General features: G+C 41.8%; 19 protein-coding genes and 1 pseudogene. 7 read left to right on the top strand and 13 right to left on the bottom strand.

Translation table 11 applies throughout. The features are described 5' to 3' along the window. Positions 1-196: 196 nt before the first annotated feature. The 4 genes from FFM57_RS00100 to FFM57_RS00085 are packed head-to-tail and all read left to right on the top strand — an operon-like array spanning position 197 to position 3,105. Positions 197-1,183 carry an acrylyl-CoA reductase family protein gene (locus tag FFM57_RS00100; RefSeq protein ID WP_170999823.1) on the top strand — a complete coding sequence of 329 codons (987 nt, stop codon included), beginning with the start codon at positions 197-199 and terminating at the stop codon, positions 1,181-1,183. Between the two features lie 13 nt (positions 1,184-1,196). After that, positions 1,197-1,925 carry a phosphopantothenate--cysteine ligase gene (gene coaB, locus FFM57_RS00095; RefSeq protein WP_137598491.1) on the top strand — a complete coding sequence of 243 codons (729 nt, stop codon included), beginning with the start codon at positions 1,197-1,199 and terminating at the stop codon, positions 1,923-1,925. After that, complete coding sequence (gene coaC, locus FFM57_RS00090; protein ID WP_137598490.1) at positions 1,922-2,467, top strand: phosphopantothenoylcysteine decarboxylase; 546 nt, start codon at positions 1,922-1,924, stop codon at positions 2,465-2,467. Before coaB ends, coaC begins: the two co-directional genes overlap by 4 nt. Before the next feature lie 17 nt (positions 2,468-2,484). After that, the gene (locus FFM57_RS00085) at positions 2,485-3,105 is read left to right on the top strand and encodes an ECF transporter S component (protein ID WP_137598489.1); all 621 of its coding nucleotides are present in this window, start codon (positions 2,485-2,487) and stop codon (positions 3,103-3,105) included. Between the two features lie 63 nt (positions 3,106-3,168). Here FFM57_RS00085 and murB read toward each other — a convergent pair whose 3' ends face one another. Continuing rightward, the gene (gene murB / locus FFM57_RS00080) at positions 3,169-4,065 is read right to left on the bottom strand and encodes a UDP-N-acetylmuramate dehydrogenase (RefSeq protein ID WP_137598488.1); all 897 of its coding nucleotides are present in this window, start codon (positions 4,063-4,065) and stop codon (positions 3,169-3,171) included. 136 nt (positions 4,066-4,201) lie between these two features. Between murB and FFM57_RS00075 the strand changes: the two genes are divergently transcribed. Both FFM57_RS00075 and FFM57_RS00070 read left to right on the top strand, forming a co-directional pair. Next, positions 4,202-4,963, top strand: coding sequence for an exodeoxyribonuclease III (locus tag FFM57_RS00075; protein WP_137598487.1), 762 nt, complete (start codon positions 4,202-4,204; stop codon positions 4,961-4,963). Beyond that, positions 4,963-5,499, top strand: coding sequence for a 3'-5' exonuclease (locus FFM57_RS00070; protein WP_137598486.1), 537 nt, complete (start codon positions 4,963-4,965; stop codon positions 5,497-5,499). The genes FFM57_RS00075 and FFM57_RS00070 overlap by 1 nt, the downstream gene beginning before the upstream one ends. A gap of 48 nt (positions 5,500-5,547) precedes the next feature. Here the strand turns inward: FFM57_RS00070 and FFM57_RS00065 are convergent, their stop codons facing one another. The 3 genes from FFM57_RS00065 to FFM57_RS00055 are packed head-to-tail and all read right to left on the bottom strand — an operon-like array spanning position 5,548 to position 7,709. Then, positions 5,548-6,057, bottom strand: coding sequence for a GNAT family N-acetyltransferase (locus FFM57_RS00065; RefSeq protein ID WP_137598485.1), 510 nt, complete (start codon positions 6,055-6,057; stop codon positions 5,548-5,550). Further along, positions 6,057-6,512 carry a tRNA (adenosine(37)-N6)-threonylcarbamoyltransferase complex ATPase subunit type 1 TsaE gene (tsaE, locus tag FFM57_RS00060; protein ID WP_137598484.1) on the bottom strand — a complete coding sequence of 152 codons (456 nt, stop codon included), beginning with the start codon at positions 6,510-6,512 and terminating at the stop codon, positions 6,057-6,059. The genes FFM57_RS00065 and tsaE overlap by 1 nt, the downstream gene beginning before the upstream one ends. Positions 6,513-6,563: 51 nt before the next feature. Further along, entirely contained in the window at positions 6,564-7,709 is a 1,146-nt protein-coding gene (locus FFM57_RS00055; protein WP_137598483.1) for an MFS transporter, read from the bottom strand. A gap of 383 nt (positions 7,710-8,092) precedes the next feature. Here FFM57_RS00055 and FFM57_RS00050 point away from each other — a divergent pair, with 383 nt between their 5' ends. Then, on the top strand, positions 8,093-9,295 hold the full coding sequence (locus FFM57_RS00050) for an AbrB/MazE/SpoVT family DNA-binding domain-containing protein (protein ID WP_137598482.1): 1,203 nt from the start codon (positions 8,093-8,095) through the stop codon (positions 9,293-9,295). A 26-nt stretch (positions 9,296-9,321) separates the two neighbouring features. Here the strand turns inward: FFM57_RS00050 and FFM57_RS00045 are convergent, their stop codons facing one another. The 9 genes and pseudogenes from FFM57_RS00045 to FFM57_RS00005 all read right to left on the bottom strand — a co-directional run bounded on the left by FFM57_RS00045 (position 9,322) and on the right by FFM57_RS00005 (position 18,286). Next, a complete protein-coding gene (locus FFM57_RS00045) occupies positions 9,322-10,131 on the bottom strand; it encodes a MetQ/NlpA family ABC transporter substrate-binding protein (protein ID WP_137598481.1) in 810 nt (269 codons plus the stop codon). A 13-nt stretch (positions 10,132-10,144) separates the two neighbouring features. Then, the gene (locus FFM57_RS00040; RefSeq protein ID WP_137598480.1) at positions 10,145-10,816 is read right to left on the bottom strand and encodes a methionine ABC transporter permease; all 672 of its coding nucleotides are present in this window, start codon (positions 10,814-10,816) and stop codon (positions 10,145-10,147) included. Next, a complete protein-coding gene (locus FFM57_RS00035) occupies positions 10,813-11,535 on the bottom strand; it encodes an ATP-binding cassette domain-containing protein (protein WP_137598479.1) in 723 nt (240 codons plus the stop codon). Before FFM57_RS00035 ends, FFM57_RS00040 begins: the two co-directional genes overlap by 4 nt. A gap of 9 nt (positions 11,536-11,544) precedes the next feature. Beyond that, a complete protein-coding gene (gene lplA / locus FFM57_RS00030; RefSeq protein WP_137598478.1) occupies positions 11,545-12,558 on the bottom strand; it encodes a lipoate--protein ligase in 1,014 nt (337 codons plus the stop codon). A gap of 294 nt (positions 12,559-12,852) precedes the next feature. Further along, entirely contained in the window at positions 12,853-14,874 is a 2,022-nt protein-coding gene (locus FFM57_RS00025) for an ABC transporter permease (protein ID WP_137598477.1), read from the bottom strand. Further along, positions 14,784-15,446, bottom strand: a complete 663-nt coding sequence (locus tag FFM57_RS00020) for a hypothetical protein (protein ID WP_137598476.1) — start codon at positions 15,444-15,446, stop codon at positions 14,784-14,786. Before FFM57_RS00020 ends, FFM57_RS00025 begins: the two co-directional genes overlap by 91 nt. After that, positions 15,446-16,146, bottom strand: a pseudogene (locus FFM57_RS00015) (ABC transporter ATP-binding protein). The gene FFM57_RS00020 and the pseudogene FFM57_RS00015 overlap by 1 nt, the downstream one beginning before the upstream one ends. Before the next feature lie 102 nt (positions 16,147-16,248). Continuing rightward, a complete protein-coding gene (locus FFM57_RS00010) occupies positions 16,249-16,605 on the bottom strand; it encodes an ArsR/SmtB family transcription factor (protein WP_137598475.1) in 357 nt (118 codons plus the stop codon). A gap of 76 nt (positions 16,606-16,681) precedes the next feature. Beyond that, entirely contained in the window at positions 16,682-18,286 is a 1,605-nt protein-coding gene (locus tag FFM57_RS00005) for an ABC transporter ATP-binding protein (protein ID WP_137598474.1), read from the bottom strand. Between the last annotated feature and the right edge of the window lie 344 nt (positions 18,287-18,630).

The raw sequence follows: 18,630 nt of genomic DNA, 5'->3' as shown, positions 1-18,630 counted from the left end.
GTCCTTTTCCTCAAAAATTTTACTTGTGAAAAAAATTGTTCGTTTCCTTCTATTTATCTTGGAAAATTTCAAGATTATGCTGGGAATTTTCTTGACAGTTTTCCCTTGCTTTCCTATAGTTAGAGCAGTTAGAGCTTTCTGTTATTTTTACTTAAGAAAACTATTTTTAAACACAAATAAAAGTGAGGTTTGTCTAATGGAAAAATTTCAAGCTTTGGTGATAGAAAAAGAGGAGGAAAAAGTTACAGCAACAGTCAAAACTTTTCCGCAAAACTTTTTACCGGCAGAAGATGTATTAATTCAAGTGGAGTATTCTAGCGTAAACTATAAAGACTACTTGGCAACCTTACCTAAAGGCGGCGTGCTTCGCCACTATCCCTTAATTCCAGGCATTGATTTAGCAGGTACAGTATTGGCTAGTCGTGTGCCGGAATTTACTGTGGGCCAAAAAGTAATTGCTACTAGCTATCAGATAGGCGTCAGTCATAATGGCGGCTTTAGTCAACTGGCGAGTTTAAAAAAAGAGTGGGTGGTACCTCTTCCCAGTGGAATGACAACAAAAGAAGCTATGATGCTAGGTACTGCGGGTTTAACGGCTGGTTTAGCCATTGATGCGCTGTTAGCTCATGGGATGCAACCAGAACATCGCCTATTGATTACTGGAGCAACTGGTGGTGTTAGTAGTATTGCAAGTCTTATTTTAGAAAAATTAGGTTTTACTAAGGTCACCTTAGTAAGTCAAAAAGAACAAGCTCCTTATTTAGAACGTTTACCTCACGCAGAAATTTTAGCCACGCAAAAACTGTTACAAAGTGAGCCGAAAGTTTTGGCGCCACAAAATTATGATTACGTCATTGACGCAGTGGGCGGCGAAGTCTTAAGTCGCCTGTTGCCGCAAATCAGCTATGGTGGTGCGGTAGCCGCTTTTGGTAATGCCGGTGGCTTCAAATTGAACACCACCGTCTTTCCTTTTATTTTACGTGGCGTTAATTTGTTAGGTATCGATTCGGTGAATACGCCTTATCCTAAGCGCCAACAAATCTGGCAAGCCTTCACTGAGGAATTTAAAATAGATTATGATAAACTGCAGGTAGAAACAGTATCTTTGGCTGACTTGCCAAAAGTTTTCCAAAGCTTTGCCCAACAGACCCATCAAGGAAGAACTTTGGTGGCGTTCACTTAAAGAGGAGGAAAACATGAAACTTTTAATTACAGCTGGAGGCACCAGCGAAAAAATTGACGACGTGCGTTCCATTACCAATCACTCCAGTGGCCGCCTAGGCGCTGCCTTAGGGGAAAACTTTCGGGCATTAGGACATGAGGTTACCTATGTCACGACTAAAAGTGCCGTGAAGCCACAAGGTATCACGCCAATTCTCATTGAATCGGCTGAAGATTTAGCTGCTTGTCTGACAAACCTATTACAGCAAGAAAAATTTGACGCCGTGATTCATGCCATGGCCGTCAGTGATTTTACTGTAGCGAAAAGTTTTCCCGACACTGAATTTATTGCTGCCCTACAAACAAATGTTGAGAAGGGCAAAACCGTCGAGGAAAGTTTTAAGCAACTTTTAGCAGACTCGCAGTCCACTGCTAAAAAAATTTCTTCACAAGCCGAACATTTAGTTTTAGTGTTAAAACAGACCCCCAAAGTAATTGGTTTAATCAAAAAATTGCAACCTACCACGCGTTTAATTGGTTTTAAATTATTAGTGGACGTGGAACCTAGTGAGTTAATCCAAGTAGCTACTGCCAGTCTCAAAAAAAATGACGCCGACTACATTGTCGCTAATGATTTAACGGAAGTTGCGCCACAGCAGCACCACGCTTACCTCGTTGGTCCCCGCGGCGTGGTGGCCGAAGCTTTTACCAAAAAAGAAATTGCTGAAATGTTGCAACGGGTTTTAGAGGAGGAAGCAAAATGAAAAAGAAAATTGTCTTAGGCGTATCTGGTAGTATCTCAGCGTATAAAGCCGCCGACATTGCCAATCAACTGACTAAATTAGACTTTGAGGTCAATGTGATTATGACCAAAAGCGCCACGGCTTTCATCACGCCCTTAACCTTACAGTCCTTAACCAAGCGGCGCGTCCATCTCGATGTCATGGCGGAGCCTGACGAAGCCTTGATTAATCACATTGAGTTAGCTAAGACCGCCGATTTATTTTTAGTCGCCCCAGCTACAGCCAATTTGATTGGCAAAATGGCTAACGGCATCGCCGACGACTTGCTCTCCACGGTAGCTTTAGCCCTACATCCAGAGACCCCTAAAGTGCTTGCCCCAGCGATGAATACTTATATGTACGAAAACCCCATCACGCAAAAAAATCTCGCTACTTTAAAAGAAGTAGGCTACGAAGAGATTTTACCACGGGAAGCTTTGCTGGCTTGTGGTGATTATGGCCGCGGTGCTTTAGCCAATGTGGATACCATCGTCCAACACGTTTTACATGTGTTGACGAAATAATTTTGGAGGATTGACTCTTGAAAAAACAATCGACACACACCCTTGTCCTAACAGCACTCTTTATGGGTATCATGCTTTTGATGTATGCTTTTCCATTCCTTGGTTTTATTCCTTTAGGTCCGATTAACGCCACTACGATGCACATTCCAGTTATTATTGGCTCCCTTGTTTTAGGACCACGGGTGGGCGCCTTACTAGGGGGCTTTTTCGGAATTCTCAGTATGTTGCGCTCCACCACCCAAATCACCGTCACATCCTTTATCTTCTCCCCTATTGTCTCGGGAGATTTTCGTTCCGTGATTGTGGCTTTAATTCCCCGCATTTTAATCGGTGTGGTCCCTTACTTTGTCTACCAATTTTTAAAACGTTTCGCTAAAACTTCCCCATCAAAAAAATCGGTTAGCTTGTTAGTGGCTGGTTTTCTTGGTTCCATGACCAATACTTTGTTGGTGATGAATCTTATTTACTTTTTATTTATGGATCAGTATGCGACAGCAATTGGCGCCACTAGCGATGCCCTCTACGGTATTATCTTGGGCATCATCTTGACTTCCGGTGTACCAGAAGCCATTGTGGCAGCAATTGCCACGGCGGCCATCACTTCTGTCTTATGGAAAGTTGCCGCCAAGTCTCGTTAAATCTAAAAAAAGCAGCAATGCTCATTTGTCAAACTAACAAACGAGCATTGCTGCTTTTTTAGGTTACACTTCTTCTCCTAAAATGCGGACTTCCGTTTCAAGACGGACTAGGAATTTATCCCAAATAACTTGTTGAATATGAGCGATAAGTTCTAAATAATCAGTGGCGGTGGCGTGGTCAATATTGACGATAAAGCCGGCGTGTTTTTCCGAAATTTGAGCCCCGCCCCATTTTAACCCTTGCAGTCCTGCGTCTTGAATTAATTTGCCTGTATAATGGCCTTCCGGGCGCTTAAAGACACTGCCACAAGAAGGATACTCCAATGGCTGTTTTTCTTGGCGCACCTTCGTCAATTCTTCCATCCGAAATTTAATGGCGTCCACATCGCCGCAAGCTAGCTGGAAATAGCCACCTAAAATAATGTCGCCAGTTTCTTGCACTAAAGAATGACGATAACTAAAAGCAAGCTCGCTATTTTCATACGTCGCAAAAGTACCATCGGGTTTTAAAACTTCCACGTGAGCTACCACGTTAGCAATTTCCCCATCATAAGCGCCAGCGTTCATAAAAAGTGCGCCCCCCACAGAACCCGGAATGCCACAAGAAAATTCTAAACCTGTCAGTCGTTGTTGCAAGGCAAAGTAGGAAAGATCAATTAATTTTGCGCCAGCACCAGCATAAAGCATTGTACCGTGGGCTTCTAAGGCATCAAGTTCGGTTAACATCATAACGATACCGCGAATGCCACCATCGCGGACGATTAAGTTACTGGCATTCCCCAAAACTAGCCAGGGAATTTCGTGGGCATTAGCGTATTGTACTACAGCTTGCACTTCTTGTTTATTTTTAGGAAAAATCAAAAAGTCAGCCGGGCCACCGGTTTTCGTGAAGGTATATTTATTTAAAGGTTCATCTTTTAAGACAGTAATAGTTGATAATGCTTGCAAGAGATCTTTCATTAGTCAACGTCCTTTCTTTTAACATCTTTTCTATTTTAACAGATGTTTTTAGAAGTTGCCACCGGGGAATTTTTGACTGTCTCTTCGTGTCTTTTGGGAAAGTTTCTGCTAAAATAAAGCGGAAGGAGGGATTTTCTTGAAATTTATCTCTTGGAACGTTAATGGCCTGAGAGCCGTCATGCAAAAAGATTTTATGGCAATTTTTGCATCCTTAGATGCGGACTTTTTTTGTTTGCAAGAAACCAAGATGCAAGCCGGACAATTAGCAATTGATTTACTAGGTTACGAACAATATTATAACTATGCGGAACGTAAAGGATACTCCGGCACGGCGATTTTTACTAAGCATCATCCTTTAAGTGTGCATTATGGTATGGATCAAACAGAACATAATCAAGAAGGTCGCTTGATTACTTTAGAGTATCCTGATTTTTACTTGATAACATGTTACACGCCTAATTCGCAAAATGAGTTGAAACGCTTAGACTATCGCCTAAGTTGGGAAGAAGCTTTTAAAAATTATCTAACGACGTTAAAAGCTAAAAAATCCGTCATTGTCTGTGGTGATTTAAACGTCGCCCACCAAAATATCGATTTAAAAAATTGGAAAACCAATCAAAAAAATGCGGGCTTTACACCGGAAGAGCGGGAAAAATTCACCGCCTTATTAGGGAGCGGCTTTACCGATACCTTCCGCTACTTTTATCCAGAAACAACGGGAGTTTATTCTTGGTGGAGTTATCGTTTTAATGCGCGGAAAAATAATGCGGGGTGGCGGATCGACTACTTCTTAACTTCCCAAGATTTAAACGAGCGGTTACAAGGTGCTGAGATTTATACGGAGATTATGGGCTCGGACCATTGTCCAGTCGGTTTAACGGTGGATGTGACGGCGTAATGAATTTTATCGCTATGGATTTTGAAACCGCCAATTACCAAATGAACTCCGCTTGCTCTCTCGCTTTAGTCATGGTGCAAAACAGTAAAATTGTGGGGGAATATTACACTTTGATTAATCCTCAGACAACCTTTCGTCCGCAAAACATTCGCATCCACGGTATTACACCGGCGATGGTCACCACCGCCCCCAAGTTTTCCGAAATGTGGACAGAAATCGCCCATTATTTTTTACCGCAACGTTTAATTGTCGCTCATAATGCGCCCTTTGATTGTGGTGTTTTAAAAGCTTGTCTGACCACGGCAGAGCTTTCCTTACCACAATTTTTAAGTATCGACACCGTCAAGACTTCTAAAAAATTTTTCCCCCAATGGCCTAGTCACCGTTTAAATGTTTGTTGTCAAGAATTGGGGATTGCTTTAGATCATCACCACGATGCGTTAGAGGATAGTCGGGCGTGTGCTAATATTTTATTAAAAGAAGCAGAGCTCTTCGGACCCGAAGCGTTAAAACCTTTTGTCCACCAACAAAATTAAGAAAATACCGCTACGTTAAGGAGTGCACTCCTTAACGCGGCGGTATTTTCATTTTTCTTGCAGTTTAGCCATTAAAATTAAATTTTGCGCGCCGGCATCGGGCGTTAAGACACCTTCTTGTAAGCAGCCTTCTTCTTGAAAGTGAAACTTACGATAAAGGGCACGGGCTGCATGGTTGCGCTCTTGTACATATAACTCAAGGCGTGTTAAGCTACTGGCTTCTTGCCACCAATAATCTAGTTCCTCCATTAACAGTTGACCGATGCCTAAGCGCCAAAATTTTTGATCCACGGTAATGCCGATTTCTCCGCAATGGCGCCTCGCTTCTTCTGGACTACCATTCACGTTCACTAAGCCAATAATTTCACCGCTTACTTCAGCATAAAGCATCAAATGTCGAGGAGAGTCCGCCGCAAAATCCAATAACTCACCATAGGCCGTTGAGTCCATCGCTAAATCTTCCATCACGAGAAAATTTGTCTGTTGGGCAACTTTTTGTAAGTAAGCTAACAGTCTTTTGGCATCTGCAGCTCTAGCTAAGCCTAAGGTTACTTCCATCAGCTTTCCTCCTTAGCTAGTTTTTTTAAAAGAGCAGTGCTGTTGGGACCGGTTGCTTTTAAATTTAAGATTCGACCCTCCAAAGAAGTTTTTGTGAAGGTAATCGTTACGTAATCACGCGGCAACTCTTCCAACAAGTTGGCCCACTCCACGACACTGACCCCTTCCCCTTCAAAATATTCTTCTAAACCTAAATCATCATTATTGCCGGCCAAACGATACAAATCCAGATGATAAAAAGGCAAGCGTCCTGTCTCATACTCGCGAATGATGGTGTAACTAGGCGATTTAATCATTTGTTTGATCCCCAGGCCTAATGCAAAACCTTTCGTAAAGGTGGTCTTTCCTGCACCCAAATCGCCAATTAAGAAAAGCACGGTGCCGGGCGTTACAAGCTGCGCTAATTTTGCGGCAAGTACTTGCGTTTCTTCAGGACTAGTAAGCTGATATTCCACTTGAAAAAACTCCTTCTTTTTTCGATATGACCAATTATACCACGCGCTTGTCTATGCTGTTAACTTACGACTGCTAGCAAGACCGACGATAAAAATAAAGGCAGCTAACAAACTAAAGGTCACTTGATAATCCACGACATCAATCAACCAGCCGGTCAAAGGAAAAAGCGGAATCATCACCAGGCTATAACACAAGCTGTCTACGCTATTTAAAGTAGCGCGGGCTGCAGAGGGAATGCGTTGGTTGATGGCGTCAGAATTAATGGGATAAGTCAAAGCTTGTAAAGCGTTCACCATAATGTAACACACCAAGACGAAAAAGCGCGGTAAAAAGCTGGCGGCACCAATGCCGATACTGACTGCTACGACGACACCAATAAAGACGTGGCGAATAGCAAATCTGCCACCAATCCACGGTGCTAGTTTCGCACCAGCTACTTGAAAGACTAGGGAGATGACTACGAGAAGTGAAATCCCCCAGCCAGCAATCCCTAGGCGGGCAAAGTAGTTTTGAAAATAAAAATAATACGTGGCATTGACAGCATCCAATAAAGCAAAGGACAACATTAAACGCAGTAAGCCAGGTAAATGTTGTAAGGTGCTTGCGGCTTGACGCAATTGTTGAATGTAACTGACTTTAACGACTAGTGGCCGCGGCGTTTCTACCATCCGGCTAATAATCCAAATAGCAAAAAGACTTAAGAAAATTTGAATCCAATACGTACCGTCAAAAAACCAGTGGGACAATAAGCCCGCTACTACCACCCCACTCCCTTGGGCAATTTCAATTAAAGCGTTGAGATTAGCATTGACTTTCAAGTATTCTTTTTCCCGCCCTAGCCCTTTTAAACTTTCAAAAACCAAAGACTCACTGGTACCAGTGGCACAATTATAACTAAGGGCCGAAAATACAAAGCTCAAGCAAGCAAGATAAAAATTATTGGTGGGAATAAGCAAAAGACAACTGATGATACTGGCGATTCGGCCCATGACTAACATTTTTTTGTAGCCAATGCGATCGGCTAAGCCGCCAGAGGGCACTTCAAATAAAAAGCTCGTAACATGAAAGATTCCTTCCATCACGCCAATCTCTAAAGCAGAAAAACCTTTTTGAGCCAGGTAAAGCACCCACAGGCTAGTAATGCCGAAAAATTGTAAAAAACTATATTGATAACTGTAACGAATATTTTTTTCCATCTTGGACTCCTTGAAGTCGCCAACAAAAAAAGACGAACTCTAAAAGAATTCGCCAATTGTTATTTAACTATACGAGTAGTTGGTTTTTCTTGGCGATATTTTTTAATTTCTCAGTAAATTTACAAAAAAAGTGCGTACGTCTCCCATAATGGCTAATTTGTTAGTCATTTGGTGTTGGCGATACAAAGCACTTAGTAAATCACTGTTATTAAAAAGCATGCCAGAAAAACTCCCTTCTCTTAAAATTTAACTTAGTATAACACAGATTTTCTGCAGAAGAAAATTATTTTGCAAGATGCGGAGGAGATTTTGACAGCGAGACTTGTACTTTTTAACGGATTTTGAGAAGATAGGAGGAGATATTTTTAAAGGAGTGCTGATTTGTGACTAAAGATCATCTGCATGTCCAGATTCCCCCTGAGGTCGTGGACAAATTACAATTAGAACCGGGAGAAGAATTTGCGCTAACAATCAGCGAAAAACAAATTACCTTGTCTCCCCTGAAAAAGAAAGTCAATACCCAAACGATTTCCCTCCGCTGGTTTTTAATTCCAGCGTTAGTTAGTACCGCCATTTTCATCGGCTATTTTCTTTGGGCACAAACGAAACTGATTCCTTTAACTGGTAATATTTCCATCGCCAGTTTAACAATCGTCGTCGGGCTATTATCGGGAATCATTACCTTCCTGACTTTTTTCATTCGCCAAAAGCGTAGCAAAGTAGCCTCGGCTGCTTCCATTTATTGGCGCAACGTCCCGGCTGTCGTCTTAGCCGTCGCCGTCACTTTAGGAATTTGCCTTTTAATTGCTTTTTGGGGCTTAGGCATTGTCTTTAAAGGCGCGAGTTTTGATTTATTAACCGCCGCCTTAATTTATTTTATGTTTGCGGCGATTTTAAATTACGTGATGATTCTTTTGGCCTTAAGTTTATCTTCAAGTCTCTTGATTAATCTTTTAATTCTCGTGATTATTGGCGGCATTATTAGCGCGATGGTCACCAATAGCCAATTAGAATGGTGGCAAGTGAACTTCAGTTTTTTAGGAACGACGGATGCGAAAAATGCTTGGCAGTTTAATCTGACTTTGATGCTCACCGCTTTACTCATGATTGTCTTAGTGGATTATCTTTTCGTTCACTTAAATAAACTTTATCCGAAAAATTATCGGTTATTGACCCTGCGAGTTCTTTTAGTCTTGACGGCCATCGATTTAGGTGCGGTAGGTTTTTTCCCCAACACACCACAGCTTCATAATATTCACGACCGAGCGGCCAATTATTTAGTCTATTTGATTTTAATTTTAATTTTAGCGATTCGCTTTTTACTGCCCCAAGTCAGTCGCGAGTTTTTAGTTGCTTCTTATGGCATGGGGGCTATTCTGTTTGTTTGTAATATTCTTTTCCAAACAGTGGGCTACTTATCTTTAACCGCCTTTGAATTGATTGCTTTTGCCCTAGCTTTTGCTTGGGTTTTATTGTTACTACAAAACTTACAGCGCTTAATTGTCGAAGATCGGGAGATTTATTATTTAACCCTCACTAATTTAGCAGAAATACCCACCACTACAAAAACGACCGTCGACGAGTAAATGTCGGCGGTCGTTTTTTCTATCGCTTAAAAAGAAGGAACTAAGGTATCGCTATGTTCTTCTGTTAAAAATTTCTTCACTTCTGAACTCGTCATAGCTTTTTTCAACTCTTTAATCTTTTCTGAGTCTTGGTTATCCTCCCGAGCCACTAAAGAAATGGCAAAGCGGTCGTCAATTTCTTTTTCTAATAAGATGGCGTCCGCTGGTTTCAAGCCAACTTTAGCAATGTAGGTAGGATAGTTATAAACCATGGCGACGTTTTTTTCGTTATAAGCTTCGGCCAAGTTTAACAAGTCCACTGATAACCATTGGAAATTTTTCGGATTGGCGACAATATCTTTTAAAGTGCCATTAAAGCCGACACCGTCTTTTAATTGGATTAAGCCCGCTTCGTTTAAAATCGCTAATGCCCGTCCCTCATTAGAGACATCGTTAGGTAACGCAATCGTTGCGCCTTCTGGTAAGTCGGCGACATCTTGATAATCCTTGGCGTAAAAGCCGACTTTGGCATCATAAATTTTTTGGATGGCGACTAAGTTTCCATCTTTTTCTTCGTTGAATTTTTCCATGTAAGGGGCGTGTTGGGCAAAATTGGCATCCACCTCGTGATTGTTTAACAGCTCGTTATATTGAATGTTGTCGTTGACTTCCACCAGTTGAATATCCCAACCATCTTTTTTGGCCACCTCGGCTGCTTTTTTCACTACATCGGTCATGGGGCTCGTTTGACTCGCTACTTTAATTACGCGATCGCTATTCGCTTCACTTTTGTTGCCCCCACAAGCCGCCAATAACCCTACTGCTACCAATAAAAATAATCCTAAACTTTTTTTCATTTTACACTACTCCTTATTTTCGTTGATCTAGTTTATTTGCTAACGTCGTTCCTAAAGCTTGTAACAATAAAACAATCACAATCATTAACACAATCGTGGTATACATCACATCGTATTCATAGCGCTGATAACCATAGCGAATGGCAAAATCCCCAATCCCCCCACCACCGACAATCCCCATTACGGTGGAATAAGACACGAGACTAATCGTGACCGAGGTAAAACTTAAAATCAACCCACTACGCGCTTCCACTAATAAAAACTCTTTCATCAATTGCGGCGTCGTGGCTCCTAGTCCTTGTGCGAGTTCTAATACGTCTTGAGGAATATCTAATAAGACTTGCTCCACTAAACGGGCATAAATAGCCACCCCGACAAAACTCAACGGAAAAGCTGCCGCATACGTGCCAAAAGCGGTGCCCACCACCAAGCGTGTTAAGGGAATCAAGGCCACCACTAACAATAAAAAAGGAAAGGAACGCACGACATCGACAAAAAGATTTGCCCCCCAGTACAAACTACGCCGTGGTCGCAGCCCATCTTTACGACTGAGAAAAAGAACCACGCCTAAGGGCAGACCTAAGACGATGGCCGCCACCATCGCAATCCCCATCATCACGGCCGTCTCTTGTAAAGCTTGCAACATCTCTGGCCGAAAATAATTTAAGCGTTCTAAATAACTCATGCTTGTAACCTCGCCAAAACTTGTTGCGTGTAGTTAGTGTCGGTGACGATGGCCCTTTGTCTCACCGGTGTAACTTCTTGCAGCTTACCAGCCGCTAAAATAGCCGCGTTTTGGCATAAATACTTGACGGCCGTCAGTTCATGACTGACAAAAACAATAGTGGGTTGAAAAGTCGTTTGCGCTTGTTTTAAGAGCGTTAAAATTTCTAGCGTCGTCCTTTCGTCTAGCGCCGAAGTAGGCTCGTCACACAATATCATGGCAGGTTCGGTGACTAAAGCACGCGCGATGGCGACTCGCTGTTGTTGGCCACCACTGAGTTGGCGTGGGTAAGCACGTCCTTTGTCTCCTAAGCCAACAAAGTTTAATAACTCGTTTACTTTAGCAGAATCTTTTCTTCCTTGTAATTTAAGAGGCAAGGCAATATTTTCTAGCACAGTACGATTGGCTAATAAATGGGGCGTTTGAAAAATCGTGCCAATCTTTTGGCGTAGTTGACGTCTTTCCTGTTCCGTCAATTGCCAAGGATCGACTCCGTCCAATAAAATTTCACCCTTCGTTGGTGGACTTAAGAGATTTAAGAGGTGTAACAAGGTAGACTTCCCAGCGCCGCTCTCCCCCACAATGCCAAAGACTTCGCCAGTCTTAATCGTCAGATTGATGTCCGCTAAAGCAGCTGTCTCTCGTGTAAAACTTTTGCTAAGTGCTTTTAATACAATCATCCCAAGCTCCTAATCTGCCAATAAGGCCACAAGTTCTGAAGCGGACAATTGATTGAAGAATTCATGAATGGTAAAGGGCGCCAGAGCTTCAGCAATCGCTTTTTGCGTATAAGGCACCCCGATTAAAGCCGTGATTAAGGGCGTGGCTTCTTGTTGGGAAAAATAATCTCCATAAAAAATTAATTGCGAAATTTTTCCAGCCGTCACTTCTAAGTGCGCTTCAACAATCCCCACTTTAGGAAAACGTTGGCGCCTTTTAATCGTATATTGCGGTGCCTCGCCGTAAACCCAATCCTCGTTGCCGTAAGTTTCCGCTACAATTTTTGCAATAGCGGCTTCATCGGCTGCCGTTAACTGCAGTTGCCGCTCTTGAATTGTCGCCAAATCGTCTACCTTGAACAAGCGCTTCAAAAGTTCGTCACGAAAGGCCACGGTAGTCAAGTCTTGATAGGCAGGTGCTAAATAAGGCCGCAAATTTGTCACATGACTACGCACGGACTTGGTTCCTTTTGCGGCAATTTTTTCTGGGTCCACGTGGAGTGCTTGCGGCAAGACATCTAAATCCACATCTAACATCAAGGTACCATGAGAAAAAAGTTTTCCTTTTTTCTTGTACATGGCATTACCCGAAAATTTCTTACCATCAATCAATAAATCATTACGTCCACTAATTTCAGCCCCCGTCGCCCCTAAGTCGTGGATTGCTTTTAAAATTGGCTCAGTAAATTCTTTAAAGTTCCCAAAATTTTCTTTGGTACCTTTAGTCACAAAACTAAAACTGACGTTGCCTAAATCATCGTACACCGCACCACCGCCAGACAAACGCCGCGTAACAGTAATTCCTTTTCGCTTCACGTAAGGCAAATTAATTTCAGCCAAAGCATTTTGATTGCGGCCAATAATAATGCACGGCTCTTGAATATAAAATAAAACCAGCGGCTCAGAAAAATCCTTTTCTAACAAGTATTGCTCCGTCGCTAAATTCACACGAATATCGTGCGAAGGCATGGCATAATAATACATTGTCTACTCCTTTCAAAAAACATTGTAACTGCATTATATATTGTACCATTATCTCCAAACTGTCAAATGATATAATCAATCATTTTTCTTTTGAAAATCAGCTGTTGCATTTACAAAACAGCATCAAAAAACTGTATTACTTATTCTTTTCCTATTGTGATTAAAAAAACATATAAAAATCTTTTATTTTGTTTGAACTAGCTGCAATCAGCGCTATTTCTCCCCCAAAATTTCTTTATCTTGTGCAATGGACAACAAAAAGCCCTCATAACTAGCACGAGGACCAAAATATTTTTACTCCATCGACTTCAAGGAAGTCAACATATCAATTTTTTTAATCTTAGGAATCATTAAAAGATTAATGATCAGGGTGAAAATCGCCGACGTAAGCATCGCATAGATAAAAGTCAGGGGAGTCATGCTGGCATCAAAAACATAATACTCCGTTCCGAAAGAACGAATGATTTGTTGAAACAAGACACCACCAGTGAGTAGCCCGAGAATAGTGCCCATGACAGCTAAGCCAATCGTCTCCCGAAATACGTAGCTGTAAGTTTCCCCATCTGTGAAGCCCAAAACTTTTAACGTCGCAATTTCCCGCGTGCGCTCGGCAATATTAATGTTGGTTACATTGTAAAGCACGACAATCGTCAACATGCTAGCTAAAGCAATTAAAATCACCACCACAAAACGAATGCTGGCCATATTTTTGATCAAGCGCTCCATGGTAGTCTGGGTCTCTTCCACGTTAGTAATATCTGCTTGTTGTTGTAAAGAAGGCAACGCAGTTTGATTCTTACCAATGACTAGCGCTTGATTGAGACTAAAGTCGGTTTGAAAAGTTTCTTGGTAAAGCTGAGGACTTAAGTATAAATAGTTTAAATGGTAATTATCCACGATTCCTTTTAAAGTCAGCTGAGCCGGAGTGTATTGGCTCAAAAGTTTACCCGAGAAAGTGTCGCCAACTTTTAAATGCAAACGTTCCGCTACATTTTTAGTGAGGAGAACCGCACTTTTCGTCAATGAAAAAGTCTTCTGCTTATTTTTCAAGGTAACGAAAGCTCCCAAGTCTTCAGGCTTTTGCGGCACAACTAAATTAATAAAATAGCTCTGACTGTCCTTTTGAGTGCCACTAACTTCAATAGCTTCGGTGTGGACGGGTAAAAATTTTGCAATGACTTGTGTATCTCCTAGTGCCGCATTTTCTCCTGTCGTTAATTGCGTAGTCGCCGGAAAAAACGCGACTAAGTTATATTTCGTCAACTCTTGATATTGCTTTTTAGGAAATTGACTGGCGCTATTTTGCAGACCAAAAGCGGTGACCAGTAAAGTTGTACTGCCAATAACGCCTAAGACCGTCATCAGCATCCGTTTTTTATCTAGAAAAATATTACGCTGCGTCACTTTTTGCGAAAAGGAAAGACGGCGCCACAAAAAAGTAAGCCGCTCTAAAAAAATCCGTTTTCCAGCAACTGGAGCTTTAGGCACCAACAGTTCAGCAGTTACTCCTTGTAACGTTTTTCTAACCGTCCATGCAGTGACAAGACTCGTAATCACCACCATCACCACCACTGCCAAAAGCGCATATGTCCAGTGAATTGCTAAATCAATTTCCGGCAAACTGTACTGGGTGGAATAAGCAATCCAAATCATCTTCGGCATGGTGAGAAAGCCGGCGATTACACCTAACACACTCCCGATTAAAGTGCTGGAAATTGAATAGCTGAGGTAGCGACTAGCAATTTTGCCATCACTATAGCCTAAAGATTGAAAGGTGCCAATTAAGGTGCGCTCCTCATCAATCATTCGGGTCATACTCGTTAAAGCAACGAGGGCCGCTACGAGAAAAAAGATTACCGGAAAAATTGCCGCTAGACTCTTCATGCTCTTTGCATCAGCCTTAATAATGGCAAAGCCTTGACTTTGACTACGGGCTTCAAAATACCATTGGGGTTGTTGAATCGTGGCTAATTGCGCTTGCGCTGTAGTCAGTTCTGTGCTGGCTGTAGCGAGTTGTTGGCTTAACGTCACCACTTGTGGATTATCTGCTCCCAGTTGACTACTTAAGAGCGTTAATTGTTCTTGTTGTTCCGTCAATTCTCTTTGAGCAGTTGCTAGTTTATCTTCCTTAGTTGCATATTGTTTTTGCGCTTGCTGGGTGGAAAATTTTTTTAAACTGGCGATGTCTGCTGTCACGGCATCTTCATAAGCTGATGAAAAGCTATTTAGCTGATGCGTATTTTTAAATTGCACATAAAAGGTATTAGCCTCAGTCGTGATGAAACTTGCCGACGGGGTAAATAAAACAAAATCCACCGTTCCTTTCCCCTTACTGGAAGTTCCTTGCTTATTGTGGGATAAAGGGGGCTCGTCACCACACCAACGATTTTAAACGTTGAATCTGCGACATAACTTTTCGTGTCTGCTGTGTCAAAGGTTCCTTCTACACCAATTTTCAAATCCTTTAAGCCGTCTGGTGGGATGACAATTACCGCCTCATTGGCTTTTTCAGGGAGACGTCCTTGTTTTAAAGTTAGCTGATTCATTTTATCTGCCGCTACTAACTCTTGAACGCGCAACGTGTAGCTACTAGCGCCAAATTGCGCCACGCCATCAAAGGTTTGACTGGCAGTGATAGTAGCGACATTTTTATTTTCTTTGACCCGCGTTAAATCTTCGTCGGTAAAACCTAACGGCGAGGAAATTTTTAAATCCGCCGTATTTTTTTCTTGGAAATATTCATCGGCGGTGCTTTTCATATCCGGAGCGATGGCCAAAAGCCCAGCTAACATCCCCGCTCCCAAGAAACTGACTAAAATTAATGAGAGATAACGACTAAAGGTCGCTTGGATATTACGACGACTACTGCGTTGAAATAAATTTTTCATTACCAAACCAACCCTTCTGCTAAAGCGGGCTGGTCATTTATTTTCTCTTCCACAATCGTACCACTGTTGACGCGAATTACCCGATCGCCAATCGCTTCAAAAGCTGCATTGTGGGTAATAATGACCACCGTCTTGCCTTCTTTACGACTCGCTTCTTGCAACAAGGTCAAAATACTTTCCCCGTTTCAAAATCCAAAGCTCCGGTGGGCGCGTCACATAAAAGCAAACGCGGATTCTTGGCTAGAGCGCGGGCGATGGCCACCCGTTGCTGTTCACCACCAGAAAGCTGTGCTGGGAAATTATTCAGCCGCTGCCCTAAGCCGACTTGTTCCAAGAACGCTAAACTGTCTAAGGGTTGATCCACAATTTGCGAAGCCAACTCGACATTTTCTCTCGTCGTTAAGTTTTGTACTAAATTATAAAATTGAAAAACAAAACCCACTGCAGCCCGCCGATAATGCATCAATTCTTTTTTAGAAAAAGAACTCACTGTCTCTCCGTCCATAGTAATCTTCCCACTAGTGGCCGCGTCCATACCGCCTAGCATGTTTAGGATTGTTGTTTTCCCAGCACCGCTGGCTCCCACAATCACCACTAACTCTCCTTCTTCTACCGTGAAACTAACATCTTTCACCGCCGTCACTTGGACTTCACCACTTTGATACACCTTCGATACGTTTTGAAACTCGATAAAACTCATTTGTTTAGCCTCCTGTGCTAAGGAAATTTAAATTTAAAGCCGGAAAAATAAAAAGCATTCGTGCGTACTAATGCACACATAGTCCGTTAGAAAAGACAGCCTTTAATTTTTTAAGACTGCCTTCATATGGGTAGTTGCTTCTTCAAATTTATCAACAATGAGACGGCTATTAGCCTGATACAAAATTTCGCGTCCGACCTTACGGCGCTCTACTGCCCCGAGCCGATGCATCTGATCTAAATGCCGCGAGATAACGGAACGATTTTGTGGAAAATGTTCCGCAATTTCCCCCACCGTCAGCTCACCACTGCTCGCTAGGAAAATCAGCAGCTCACTGCGTACCGGGTCACAAATCGTCCGGAAAAAATCAATATCGACATTTTCTGCCAGCCATTGCCGACACTGTTGACTATCAAATTTTTTTCCATGCTTTTCACTCCTCGTCTCTATTACATGCATGACGATGCACATGTCAACTGAAAATTTAATGTTCTAGCAAAAAGTCCTCACTCCGCAAAGTAAGGACTCTTTGTTTTTATTTTGTTGTGGTATAAATCGCTGTGAATTTTTCTTTGGTAGCTGCACTTAGATGATGGCTCACTAGCAGTAACGTCAACTCTGGATCTGCCAACAAGATATTTTCTAACGCCGCAACGGAAGAAGCGTCCAATGCCGAAGTTCCTTCGTCTACTAGAAAAAGCGAGCGTTTAAATAATAAAGCCCGGGCTAGGGCGAGGCGTTGCTTTTGCCCACCAGAAAAATTCTGTCCATCTTCTGCTAACACCGTTTGTAAGCCTTCGGGTAATTGAAGGACGAATTTCCATAAGCCTACCGCTTGCAAAACTTTTTCGACATCTTCCAGGGGAAAAGCTGTTCCTAGCGTCAGATTGTCTAAAATCGTTTCGTTAAATAAATGGGGCGTTTGATTGACATAAGTCACGTGTTGCAGCCAATTGGCAGGTTTTCTTTGGGTAAGCTCCTGACCGTTCCAATAAAGTTTTCCACTAAAATCAGGCAGATGACCTGCTAAAATATTGAGTAAGGTGGATTTCCCTGAACCGGAATCCCCTATTAAAGCGTATTTCTCACCTTTAGCAAACTCAAAAGAAATTTCTTTTAAGCGTTGTTGTCCTTGAATGGTGTAGCTAACGTCCTCTCCGGTTAAAAGTTCCAGTGGTTCGATACTAGCACCATCCGCTCCAGCTTCAGTTTGGGCGAAAAACTTTTCAAATAGTGGCGTCACTGCCCGCAATTCACCAAGATTGGCAGTAAAACCCGTTAAGCCAGCAAAAATGTTTGCAGCAAAGTATTGCGACGTTCCCACAACGCCAAAAGATACCCAACCTTTGCCATACAAGAGACCCGCATGGAACAAAATAGCGATTTGGCTAATGAGACTCACGCCATTGGAACTTCCCATTAATTGTCCCATTTTACCAGCATAGCGAACTTTTTGGGTCGCTAATTTTTGAGAAGCATGGCTAGTATGCTCCACCAACCAAGACTTTTTACCAAAAGCAAACAGCTCATCATATCCTTTTAAGCTATCTAAGACTTTTTTAGTCAGTCCTTCATTAGCCTGACTGACTTTTAAAGCACGCTCTTGAATACTCTTTTGAAAAAATTTAGGCACAATCAGCATCAAGACCACAAAAATAAAAGTAGTCGCTAGTAACGAGACATGATACGTGATTAAGACGATAATGCTAAAGGTAATCGTCAAAAACTGGCTAATCATTAAAGATAAGACCTCAAAGCCTGCTTCATTAATCATCACAATATCATTCGTTAACCATGATTGGTACGTCCCAACGCTTTCTTCATGAAATGTTTGATAAGAAAGTTTCGTTAAATGCTCTGTAATATCTTTGCGTATTTCCACATCCATCCCTTGAATGGACTTTTCTTCCATTTTCCCCACCATCAATAACTGTAAGGACCACAAAAGATTGACCGCCAGCAAACACAAGGACCAATAGAAAAATTTTGTAAAGTTTAATGCAACAATCGCCGCTAGCGCTTGACCTGAAGCCCAACCATTGGCCGTCACACAAAGAGAGCCTAATAAAATCCAAAACAAAGTAATCAAGTTTTGACGTTTGCAACGCCACAAATACGTAGTTAAAGTAATTTTTTTCACCTATTCCTTTAATGACCGCTTTAGGAAAAGGAGGTTCTTGCAGTAAAAATTTGACTAAGCTATTTCCGATTTTAATTATTCTTCCATTTGACGCCAGGGTACACAACCTTTCTCAATGGAAATATTTAGCAAACATTACTGTTAATCAAGAACGAACACTTTTTCCTAAAACTAACGTGGGTAAAATTAAATTTTCTCTGCTCATACTTTTAGATTTTAAGTTTTTTTTAAGGAATGTCAATCATTAGATTAAAAAATAAATATTGAGATAAAGTCCATATAATTGTGTAAAAAGAAAAGGCCATATGAGTGCCTGATACGGTACAATGTTTTTAACCACAAAA

The organism is Enterococcus nangangensis (assembly GCF_005405245.1).
Taxonomy (GTDB): Bacteria; Bacillota; Bacilli; order Lactobacillales; family Enterococcaceae; genus Enterococcus_J; species Enterococcus_J nangangensis.
This window is presented reverse-complemented; position numbering and strand designations above follow the sequence as displayed.